This window comes from Mesorhizobium sp. M7A.F.Ca.US.006.04.2.1, from assembly GCF_004022915.1.
GTDB lineage: Bacteria > Pseudomonadota > Alphaproteobacteria > Rhizobiales > Rhizobiaceae > Mesorhizobium > Mesorhizobium ciceri.
Window position 1 is genome coordinate 1 of the sequence record NZ_RZQA01000109.1, and the last position, 10,703, is coordinate 10,703.

10 protein-coding genes and 1 pseudogene are annotated in these 10,703 nt (G+C 65.1%); 6 read left to right on the forward strand and 5 right to left on the reverse strand.

Translation table 11 applies throughout. The annotated features are described in order from the left end of the window. Positions 1–8: 8 nt before the first annotated feature. The 6 genes from EN925_RS08645 to EN925_RS08670 all read left to right on the forward strand — a co-directional run bounded on the left by EN925_RS08645 (position 9) and on the right by EN925_RS08670 (position 4,305). Positions 9–410: an acid-shock protein gene (locus tag EN925_RS08645; RefSeq protein WP_245487213.1), complete on the forward strand. Its 402-nt coding sequence runs from the start codon at positions 9–11 to the stop codon at positions 408–410. Between the two features lie 45 nt (positions 411–455). Then, positions 456–998: an RNA polymerase sigma factor gene (locus tag EN925_RS08650; protein ID WP_013527960.1), complete on the forward strand. Its 543-nt coding sequence runs from the start codon at positions 456–458 to the stop codon at positions 996–998. Positions 999–1,084: 86 nt separating this feature from the next. Next, entirely contained in the window at positions 1,085–1,537 is a 453-nt protein-coding gene (locus EN925_RS08655) for a hypothetical protein (protein ID WP_127368192.1), read from the forward strand. Beyond that, entirely contained in the window at positions 1,534–1,995 is a 462-nt protein-coding gene (locus tag EN925_RS08660) for a periplasmic heavy metal sensor (protein ID WP_127368191.1), read from the forward strand. Before EN925_RS08655 ends, EN925_RS08660 begins: the two co-directional genes overlap by 4 nt. Positions 1,996–2,106: 111 nt before the next feature. Next, on the forward strand, positions 2,107–2,394 hold the full coding sequence (locus tag EN925_RS08665) for a hypothetical protein (protein ID WP_024503409.1): 288 nt from the start codon (positions 2,107–2,109) through the stop codon (positions 2,392–2,394). A 174-nt stretch (positions 2,395–2,568) separates the two neighbouring features. After that, positions 2,569–4,305 (forward strand): sulfatase-like hydrolase/transferase, encoded by a 1,737-nt coding sequence (locus EN925_RS08670; RefSeq protein ID WP_245465056.1) that lies wholly within the window; start codon positions 2,569–2,571, stop codon positions 4,303–4,305. A gap of 5 nt (positions 4,306–4,310) precedes the next feature. On the opposite strand, the gene EN925_RS08675 is transcribed toward EN925_RS08670, so the two are convergent. The 5 genes and pseudogenes from EN925_RS08675 to EN925_RS08700 all read right to left on the reverse strand — a co-directional run. Next, the gene (locus EN925_RS08675; RefSeq protein ID WP_127369944.1) at positions 4,311–5,891 is read right to left on the reverse strand and encodes an indolepyruvate oxidoreductase subunit beta family protein; all 1,581 of its coding nucleotides are present in this window, start codon (positions 5,889–5,891) and stop codon (positions 4,311–4,313) included. Further along, positions 5,884–8,037: an indolepyruvate ferredoxin oxidoreductase subunit alpha gene (locus EN925_RS08680; protein ID WP_127385028.1), complete on the reverse strand. Its 2,154-nt coding sequence runs from the start codon at positions 8,035–8,037 to the stop codon at positions 5,884–5,886. The genes EN925_RS08675 and EN925_RS08680 overlap by 8 nt, the downstream gene beginning before the upstream one ends. Positions 8,038–8,082: 45 nt before the next feature. Further along, entirely contained in the window at positions 8,083–8,565 is a 483-nt protein-coding gene (locus EN925_RS08685) for a MarR family transcriptional regulator (protein WP_013527967.1), read from the reverse strand. Then, complete coding sequence (locus EN925_RS08690; protein ID WP_063169954.1) at positions 8,565–10,136, reverse strand: NAD(P)/FAD-dependent oxidoreductase; 1,572 nt, start codon at positions 10,134–10,136, stop codon at positions 8,565–8,567. The genes EN925_RS08685 and EN925_RS08690 overlap by 1 nt, the downstream gene beginning before the upstream one ends. Before the next feature lie 314 nt (positions 10,137–10,450). Further along, positions 10,451–10,703: pseudogene (locus EN925_RS08700) on the reverse strand (cyclase family protein); the annotation flags it as partial.

Sequence of the window (10,703 nt, forward strand, 5' to 3'; positions counted from 1 at the left end):
TCGTTGCCTTGAGTTTGCAGACGGTTGCGGCTCTTCCCCAGGCAACGCCCCCGCCTGCACCGCAGACCGGCGCGCCACTTGCCGCGCCAGGCGCGTCGGGGACCAGGTCCGACATCACGCTGGCCAAATTCCAGAAGCGGCGCGAAAAGGCGATCATGGCGGCCGACACGGATGGCGACGGCAAGATCAGCCTGCTGGAATGGGAGGCCTTTCAGGCGAAGCGCAACGTCAAGGGCGACGCCGCCAGATCCTTCGCTCGGATCGATTCCAACCATGACGGCTTCATCGATCGCGCCGAACTCGATGCCTTCTTCGCCAAGCGCTTCGCCCGGCTGGACAAGAATGCCGATGGCATTCTGACAGCCGACGAACTGCCGGGCCACAAAACCGCTCCCAAGCAAGAGCAATGACCAAGAGGCAATGACGCGCGATGAACATCGGGAGTGCGCCGACTGATGGCTGCGGATCCGGACGAGGAGCTGGTTCGCCGTGTCGGCGCCGGCGAGCCGGCAGCCGTGCAAACGCTCGTCGCGCGCAAGCTGCCGCGTATCCTGGCGCTTGCCGTGCGCATGCTCGGCGATGCGGCGGAGGCCGAGGATGTCGCGCAGGAAACCTTCGTGCGGATCTGGCGCCATGCCGCGAGCTGGCGGCGCGGCAATGCGCGCTTCGACAGCTGGATCCACCGGGTGACGCTCAACCTTTGCTACGACCGGCTGCGTCGCAGGCGCGAGTGGGTGACCGGCGACCTGCCGGACGTCGCCGATCCTGCGCCGCTTCCCGATGCTCATTCCGAGGAAGAAGCCCATCGGGTCGAACGGGCGCTGCAAGCCATAGCGCCGCGCCAGCGCGAAGCGATCGTTCTGGTCTACTATCAGGAGATGTCCAATATCGAGGCGGCAGCGACACTGCAGATCAGCGTCGATGCCCTGGAAAGCCTGCTCGCGCGCGGCCGGCGGTCGCTGCAAGCGATCCTGGCGGAGGATGGCGCCGATGAGTAAACGCCGGGCAAGCAGCAACGCAGCACGGCCATTGCGCCTTGCTGGTGCCGCCTGGCGCTCGGCGCCGACGGGCAAGGGGGAGACACATGGCTGAAGGGTCCAGGAACGAACCCGCAATGGATGCCAGGCGCTTTGCCGCCTTGGCGCAGGCCTATGGCGGCGACTTGCGGCGATGGCCCGAGGCCGAGCGAATGGCCGGCACGGTCTTTGCCGCAAGCGACGCGGGCGAGGCCATCTTGAGGCAGGCCGGGACACTTGACGCGCTGCTCGACAGCTACCGCGTCGACGCCCCGGACAAGGCACTGCACAGCAGCATTCTGCAGGCTGCCGGCCGGCACCTCGTCCAGCGCCGGCGTCAGTGGTTCTGGTGGCTGGGACTTGGACTTGCCGGCATTGGTCTGGCCGGTGCCGTGGCAGGACTGGCCCTGGTGACCATCGTCACGCCGGAGGTCCAGCCGGACCACTATGTGCTGGATACCGATGTAACGGCGTTTGGCGATGCCGGCCCGGATGCCGAGAACGGTGAGGAAAACCTATGAGCCCGCGCTGGATCCGTGGTCTGGTCATTACTTCCGTGGTGCTGAACGTCTTTCTTGCGGGCGCATTCGTCGGCGGCGCGGTCTGGCTGAGAAATGCCAAAGCGGGCGCGGCTGTCTCGCTGGAATCGGCTGGCCGACAGCTTGCCAACCAGGACCGCAAGGCGTTCCGCGAGGCGCTGCGCCAGGCTCGCGTGCAGTCCAGTCAGATCATTCTCGATGGCCAGCAGGCGAGGCAGGAGGCAGCGGACCTGTTGCAGCAGCCTGTCATGGACAAGGCCGCCTTGTCCGCCGCCCTGGAACGGGCACGCAATGCCGATGTGACGGTGCGCAGCCGGCTTGAACAGGCCATTGTCGACTTCGCGGCGAGCACATCGCCTGAAAACCGGAGCGTGCTGGCACAGGCGTTGCTGCGCCATATGGAACGCCGCGCCACCGTTACGCCAAAAAAATCGCCATGACGACCGACGGAAAAGGCCGGAGACGCCGTTTAACGATGCGAAGGGACAAGCCTGCCCTGTGCACCATACAGGACGGCCATCTTCATCGTCGAAAGCACTCGGAGTCCAATTATGAGTCGCCTGAAAAACTATGCAGCAACCGCTATCCTGGCCATCGGTGGAACTGTCGTGACAGCCTCCGCGTCCAGCGCAATGCCCATCGTGTCCGTTGCCAAGCCAGCCACCCCGGCACTGGTCGAGCATGTCCGCTGGGGCTGCGGCATCGGCTGGCACCCTAACAGATGGGGCCGCTGCGTGCCGAACGGCGTCGTCGTCGTGCGCCCGCGCTACCACTACTGGCACGGTCCGGCCTACGTCTGGCATCCGCATCATCACTGGCGCCACTGGCACCATTACTGATCGAAGCACCGCGGGGCCAGGCACCTTTCGGGGCGGCCCCGCGCGAGCGCTGGCGCGCACCGGACAATCCCGACCAGCCGAGTTAAGGTTAAATCCACTATACATTTGTTCTTAGCCCGCAAATAATCGAAGAATTTCCCGAAACTATGCTCAGGCATCTTCGTGGGAAAATCTGTGGTTCAGCTTCAAGGTCTTGGACGGGTGCTCTGCCATCCGCTGACGCTGGCCGTGGTCAGCCTTGCAGGCGTCTTCGCCGCCGGACGGGCCGAGCACGAATGGCTGTCGGTGCCGTTCTCGCTGGCGCTGGTGGCTGCCCTTGCCGGACTTCTGTTCCTGGCTTCGGGGCGCCTTGCCTTTTCCGGCTACCTCGCCTGGATGGGCATTGCCTTCGTCACCGTGGTTTCGGCGATCAAGTTCCGGCTGAAAGGATTTTCGCTGCACTTCTACGACACGGTCTTCGTGTCGAGGGACCCGGAAGTGTATCGTTTCCTGCTCGGCTCCTACCTCCATCTGATCGCGCCGGTCGTCATTGCCCTGGGGCTCGGCATCGGGGTGGCGATGCTTCTGTTCCGGATCGATCGGAAAATCGGCTGGCCGGTGTCGGCACGCGTCCTGGTCATGGCGGCGCTCGTCGTTCTGGTGCCGCTGACCTTTCCGGCCGAGGCCTCGAAGGACCGCTATTTCTACTACATGCAGGGCCGGCACATGTCGGCCTTCTTCGTCTCGCTGCTGGATTTGCACAACCTCGTTGTAGAATCGGGCTTCGAAAAGCGGCTGCAAGCCGTGGCGCCGCAGCCGCCTTTTGCCGACACGGTCGATTGCGGCGACCGGGCTGATCTTCCCGACGTCTTTTTCGTGCTCAGCGAAAGCCAGTCCGATCCCGGCTATTTTCCGCAGGTCGGCAACGGCGCGGGATTCCTGCAGAGATTCGCACCGGGGGCCGGCACGCCGCACCAGATGCAGGTCGAGACGTTTGGCGGCGGCACCTGGATCACCAATCTGTCGCTGATGACCGGCCTGTCGGCCACCGATTTCGGCTGGCGAAGCCCCTATCTGACCATCACCCTGCAGGACAAGGTCGCCGGAGCCTTGCCGGAGGTGCTGGCGCGCTGCGGATATCGGACTGTCGTGATGACGCCGATGGACTTTTCGTTCGTCAATGAAGGGCCGTTCCTGAAATCGATCGGTTTCGAGACCATGCTCGACATCAAGGACATCGCCGCGCCCTTCTATCACCTGCGCGACAACTTTTATTACCAGGCGGCCGAGGCATTCATCGCCAGGCACCATAGGGAAGACGGCCGGCCGCTGTTCCTCGAAATCCAGACCATGTTTCCGCACTCACCCTATGAGGGGCGGATGGAGCCCGGGCTGAAGGTCGAGGGCGAGCCTTTCTCGGGCGATTTCCAGGCCAATGAGTATCTGCGCCGGATGGCGGTAGCGCGCGGCGATTTCCAGGATTTCCTCGACAAGAGGCAAGCGGATGCCGGTGAACGCGGCGCCGTGGTGCTCGAATTCGGCGATCACCAGTCGTCGGCGACCAAGCCGTTCGTCGACGCGATCGCCGGGGACGACGCCTTGGCGACCCCTGGCTCGCTTGCCTATCGCACTTTCTACACGCTCACCACCTTCAACCATCCTTTGCGCCATCCGATGCCTGACCTGGCCCCGCTCGACGTCGGCTTCCTCAGCGCGAGCCTGCTCGACGCTGCCGGCCTGCCGATGTCGCCTGTCATGGCCGACCTCGTGCGCCTGCGCGACCGTTGCGGCGGCAGGTTTCATGGTTGTCAGGATCGGGCCGAAGTGGACGCACATCTGCGCCGGCGCGTCGATTCAGGGCTGCTGCATCTGTTCCCGGAAGCGGCGCCGCTGCATGGGCTGGCGCCGCTCCAATCGGTAGATGCTCGCTAGTTATCTCAGCCGATTTTATCTGGCCCCAGCGTCGCCACGGTCTTCAGCGCACCGTCGAGCATGTCGCCCTTCTCGTCCTTCAGCGCCATCTCGCGCAGGCGGCGGATCCAGTCGGCGGCGTCGGTGCGGCCCTTGACCATGTCGAGCGCGGACAGCACCCGGTCGAATTTCGACTGCGCCCGGGCATGGGTGTCGCTGTAGCCCTTGATCAGCCGGCGGCAATTGAGGATCTCGACGGCCAGTGCGTAATCCTGGGGCACATGGTCGAGCGCCAGCGCGTACCAGCCATCGAGATGAGCGACCTCGACCTTGTGGCGCAGCAGGCTGCGGCGCCAGCGGCGCAGGCCGCCGATGAACCAGAGTGCTGCAAAGCCGGCAAAACTGTCGGTGCGGATGCGGCGGCCATGGTTGATGCGGCGGTCGAGAAAGGCGGCGAGCTTCGGCCGGTCCTCGATGTAGCTGCCCAGACCCGCCGGCAGCGTGCCGCAGAACTCCTCGATGCGCGGATGGAAATATTCGGTCACCTGCAGGATCGAGCCATCCTTGACGCCGACCTCGCGGCGCACGCGTTTGTCGCGCGTCGAACGTGTCTTGAGATCGGCGACGCGGATCATGTCGTCGTAGCACAGCGCATTGGCCAGATGCTTGGCGGCAGCGATGGACAAGCCATAGCCCTGAATCGGCCCGTCCAGCGCGACGGCCTTGTCCAACCGGTCGAGATAGTCGCGCCCGTAGGCGATGTCCTGATAGTCGACGACCTTTCTCAAGCCTCGAAGCGCCATGTCGCGCACGGCCACCGGCAACAGATCGATACGGACAGCCAAGGCCTGCCAGCCTTGCAGCAGGTTTTGCGGGCCACTCACCTGTCCGGCGCCCAGGGCAGATTCGACAATCGCGGGCTCGGCCGGCCTAGGCGCCGGTGCCGCCGTGCCGCGCGCACGGTCAAACGCGGCACCGAAGGCGGCGAGGCTGGCCTTGACGCCCCGGCCGCCGGCACCGATCGCCTGTTCGTAGCTCTCGCGCGTGAACGGCAGGGCGTCGGATCCCGCCAGCGCGCCAAGCAGGCTGGCCGAGATCATCGAGCCATTGTCGGCGGCGATCTTCTCCATATCGAAAGCGATGAAGCGCTTCGATGCGGCTTCCGCCGTTGCATGCACCTTCGACGACGAGGCCCGGCCATCGCCCGGTTCGATCTTTTCCGACACGGCGGCGATGCGGTGCGACGAGGCGATCAGCGTGGTGCGCTCGGGCGTGACGAAGCCGCGAATGATGGCACGGCCGGCTTCCATCAATTCGGCGGCGATCAGGATGTCGACGTCGCCCTGCGAGGGCGACAGCGCAAAGACCGGCAGCCGGCCGGTGTCGCGGGCCATCTCGACATAATAGATGGTGGCGCCGGTACGCTGGGCGACGCCGGCGACCGAGGTCGACTGCGCGACATAGCCGTTGCGCTCGGCGACATCGGTAATCCAGTCGGCGAGCACGCCGCCGCCCTGGCCGCCGACCGCCAGCACGGCGAGCTTGATGACACGCTCACCATCCTGAGCGCCGGCGTGGGCGCGAAGTGGGGGGACGGCGTCAAGCATCGGCGAAAGTCAGGCGCCGGCTTTCGCGGCGACGCTGCAACAGGCTGATGGTGGCGCGGCGCGCGGCTTCCAGGAAGCGATCCCAGCGGCTTGGATTGTGGACGACGTCGGCGCGATAGAAGGACGGGCAGAGCACCGCCGCATCGGCGACCTCGCCGCAATTGCCGCAGCCGACGCAACTCTGGTCGATATGCGCGACCGGATCGTCGCGCAAAGGATCGTCGAGCGACTTGACCGACAGCGATGGGCAGCCGGACAGCCGCATGCAGGCATGGTCACCGGTACAGATGTCCTCATCCACGCCGAACTTCGGTTTCACGACACGGGTCCCGCCCTTGATCGCCTTGTCGACCAGCGGCTTTTCGCGGCGCTGGCGGTTGAGCATGCATTCGGACGAGGCGACGATGACTTTCGGCCCCTTCTCCTCCGTCGTCAGCGCCTCGCGCAGCGTGTCCTGCATCTTGGTCACGTCATAGGTGCGGTCGACATGGCGCAGCCATTTGACGCCCATGCCTTTGACCGCCTCGGTGATCGGATGCTTCGTCGACTTGGTCTTGTTGCCGGCGCGGGACGAGAGGATGTCCTGGCCGCCGGTGGCGGCCGAGTAAAAATTATCGACGATGACGATGACGCCGTCGTTCTTGTTGAACACCGCGTTGCCAATTGAGGAGGTCAGGCCGTTGTGCCAGAAGCCGCCGTCGCCGACGAAGGAGATGGAACGCCGCTTGGCATCAGGCGAATTGAAGGCTGAGGCGGAGGCCGGGCCCAGCCCGTAGCCCATGGTGGTGGCGCCGAGCTCGAAAGGCGGCATGATCGAGAACAGATGGCAGCCGATGTCGGAGGCGATGTGATGCTTGCCGAGCTCCTGCTCGACCAGTTTTGTCGCGGCAAAGATCGGCCGTTCCGGGCAGCCGATGCAGAAGCCCGGCGGACGGCCCGGCACGACATTGATGAGGTCGGCTGCATCAACGCCGTCGCCGACCTTGTTGGGCGCGCGCACCTCGCCCGGCAGCAGATGCGGCGCCTCGGCGCGCAGGAAGGCGCCGATGCCGTCGAGCATGACCTGGCCGGTATATTCGCCGGCCATCGGCAGATGCTCCTTGCCAACCAGCCTGGTGCCTCGACCGGCCTTGTGCAGCATCGAAGCAAAGGCCTGTTCGATGTAGTTGGGCTGGCCTTCCTCGACGACCAGCACCGACTGCTTGCCCTCGCAGAACGACAGGAACTCGTCATCGATCAAGGGATAGACGGCATTGAGCACATAGAGCGGCACGTCGGTGTCGCCATAGGTGTCGGCAAGGCCGAGCCGCTGCAGCGCGCGGATGACCGAATTGTACATGCCGCCCTGCATGACGATGCCGACCGAGCCATGGTCCGAGCCGAAGAACTCGTTGATCTTGTTCTTGGCGATGAAGTCGACCGCCGCCGGCCAGCGTTTCTGCACCTTCTCCTTCTCATGCAGGAAGGAGGCGGGCGGCAGCACGATGCGGCCGGTGTCGCGGCGCGGCGCGTCGAGGGCATCGGCGACCGTCATCGGCGGCCGCTTGTTGTCCTTGGCGATGAAATGGCCATGCACGTGGCAGCAGCGGATGCGCACCTGCAGCATGACCGGCGTGTTGGAAATCTCCGACAGCTCGAAACCATCCTCCACCGCCTTGACGATCGACGGCAGGTTGGGTCGCGGGTCGAGCAGCCACACCTGGCTTTTCATGGCGAAGGCATGGCTGCGCTCCTGCATGATCGAGGAGCCCTCGCCATAGTCTTCGCCGACGATGATCAGCGCGCCGCCGGTGACGCCGCCGGAGGCGAGATTGGCCAGCGCGTCGGAGGCGACGTTGGTGCCGACCGTCGACTTGAAGGTCGCCGCACCGCGAATGGGATAATGCACTGACGCCGCCAGCATGGCGGTGGCAGTGGCTTCCGAGGCGCTGGCTTCGAAATGCACGCCGAGCTCGCCCAGAATGTCCTGCGCGTCGGCCAGCACGTCCATCAGGTGACTGATCGGCGCGCCCTGATAGCCGCCGACATAGCCGACGCCGCATTGCAGCAGCGCCTTGGTGATGGCGAGAATGCCTTCGCCGGCAAACTCCTCGCCGGCACCGAGCCTGAGTTTTTCGACTTCCCTGGCAAAAGACCGTTCGGCCATTCTTTTTCTCCCTTCCGTTACCGCCAGCGCTGGCGGCGCGTAGGTCTAGATGTCGTGCTTGCGAATGTTCTTCAGCATCTTCAAAAGCGTGGCGATGAGCGCGGAATATTCGGCATCGTCGATGTCGTCGAACATCGCTTCGAACGCGTCGTGCATGGCCGGCCAGGCGCGGGTGAACTCGGCGCGGCCCTCGTCGGTCAGGAACACATGGCGGATTCGGCTGTCGGTGACACCCTGCTCGCGTCGCACCAGACCCTGGCCCTCCAGCGTATCGAGGGTCCGGCTCAAGGTCGATTGCTCGATGACCGTATAGACCGAGAGGTCGTTGACGGTGATACCGTCGGTGACCGACAGCACGGCGAGCGTGCGGACCTGCGGGATGGTCAGGCCCTGCTTGCGGAAATCGTCGCGCAAGGTGGCGTTGTAGCGGCCCATGATGCGGTTCATCAGATAGGGCGCGAATTGCTGCAGCCCGATCTGCCCCAGGGTCGAAATGCGCTGGCGCTTTTCCGCGACCTTCTCTTCCATCACAGCCTCCCCGCCAGGAGAAAGCCGGAACCGCCGCCGAGACCCGCACCCGGGTGGGTCGAGGCGCCGATATGGTAGAGACCCTTGATGCCGGTCTGATGGTTGCGGCTGGTCTTGAACGGCCGCCACAGGAAAGACTGGTCGATGGTCGAGGAACCGCCATAGGGGTCACCGCCGACCAGGTTGATGTTCATCGCCTCCAGATCGGCCGGCGAATAGGCGCGGCGCGCGATGACGCTGTCCTTGAAGCCTTCGATATGGCTGGCGAGGATCGCCTCAATGCGGTCGGCATAGGCTTCGCGCAGCACATCGGTCCATTGCCCGTCTGCCGGCGCCTGCAGCTTGCCGGCCGCGTCGCCCTTGATGTGGCGAGGCGCCTCTGGCAGTTGCAGCCACAGGATCGCCTTGCCCTCCGGGCAGCGCGACGGGTCGAGCGCGTGCGGCTGGCCGACGCAGATGGTCGGCACCTCCGGCAGCATGCCGCGCGCCGCCTCGTTGCAAGCTTTCGAGACGCCATCCAGGCCGGGCGTGAGGTGCAGCAACGCCACCTTATCCAAGCCTTCGCCCGGCCATGCGGGCGGTTTGTCCAAGGCGTAGTGGATCTGGAAATTGCCTTTGCCGTAGCGGTACTTTTGCGTCGCCTCGACATCGGCTTTGGGTGCATCCGTGCCAAGCAGCCTGCCATAGAGCTGCGTTGGCGTAACCGAGCAGATGACGCTCTTGTCGGCATTGATTGTCTCGCCCGAGGCCAGCCGCACGGCGGTTGCCCGGCCATTGTTTTGAACGATCGAAGCGACATCGGCGCCGGTGCGGATATCGCCGCCGCGTTCCCGAATCAAAGCCTCGAAGGCCGCCAGCAGGTTTTTTGCCCCACCCTTGACGATCGGTGCTCCGGCCGCCTCAAGTGCGAAGGCGATCACCTTGGCGATCTGGCCGGAGAAGGCGTCCTCGGGTCCAAGCCCGGCATGCAGTACCCAGGGTGCCCACAGCGCGCGGATGGTTTCGGACCGGTAGGTGTTTTCGAGCCAGCCGCGCGCCGGCACCAGAGCTTCGCCGAGGAAGGCGGCAAGGCCGCGCGGGCCACGCCGCCAGCCATCACCGGCAAGCAGCTTCGCTGTCGGGTAGGACCACAGGCTGCCGCCGAGCAAGCCGAACAGCAGGCCGGCATTGCGTTCGATGCCGCCGACATCATCCGCGTGCCGGTCACCGTCGCCTGCCGCGATTGCGTTGAGGGCGGCGATGTTGGCGGCACGGTCGGTGCTGAGCACGGCATGGCTGCCATCCGGCCGCAGCACGCCCGTCGGCGTGCCCGTGTGGCAGAACTCCAGCCCGTGGCGCGCGAGATCGGCGCCCAGTGCCGCAAAGGCCGGCGAGGTGATGAACAGCACGAAGGTCGTCGCCATCACATCATGGATGAAGCCGGGTGCGGTGATCTCCTCGGTGCGCAAGCAACCGCCAATGCGGTCGTTGCGCTCCAGGACGAGCACACGCGCCCCTTTGCCGCCGAGCATCGCCGCGCAGACCAGCGCGTTGATGCCGCTGCCGACGATGATGTGATCGGGGGCGGTCATTGGCGGTTGCTCTTTGCTTGCGGGCAGTGGAGTTCAATCGCGTGGAATTGCGCTCTACGGCGCCCCCCTCTGGCCTGCCGGCCATCTCCCCCTCTTGGGGGGAGATTGGCAGCTTCGGCGCCCCACTCAATCCTGCAACGTCGCAGATTGGCGAAAACCATTGTGAAGGCCAATCTCCCCCCTTGAGGGGGAGATGTCCGGCAGGACAGAGGGGGGCGCCGTAGGGCGCTAGCGCTACAAGCCTGCCACCCTCTACCTGCCATCAACCCGGTTTCGCCTTCTCGCATGATCTTCTCCCGAAGACCCACCTCGCTTTATTGCTTCGACACCAGCGCCAGCGCGCGAATCGGGCTGCCGGTGCCGTGCTCGATCTTGAGCGGCGCCGCGATCAGGATGGCGCCCTTCGGCGGCAGCTGGTCGAGGTTGCAGAGGCTGGCGAGACCGTAGCGGTTGGCCTTGTGCATCAGCGTGTGCGCCGGGAATGGCGGCTCCATGCCACCGGCCTTGCCGGCATCGGTGCCGATCGTCTCCGAGCCCCAGCCCTTGATGTCCTTGCTGATCAGGAAC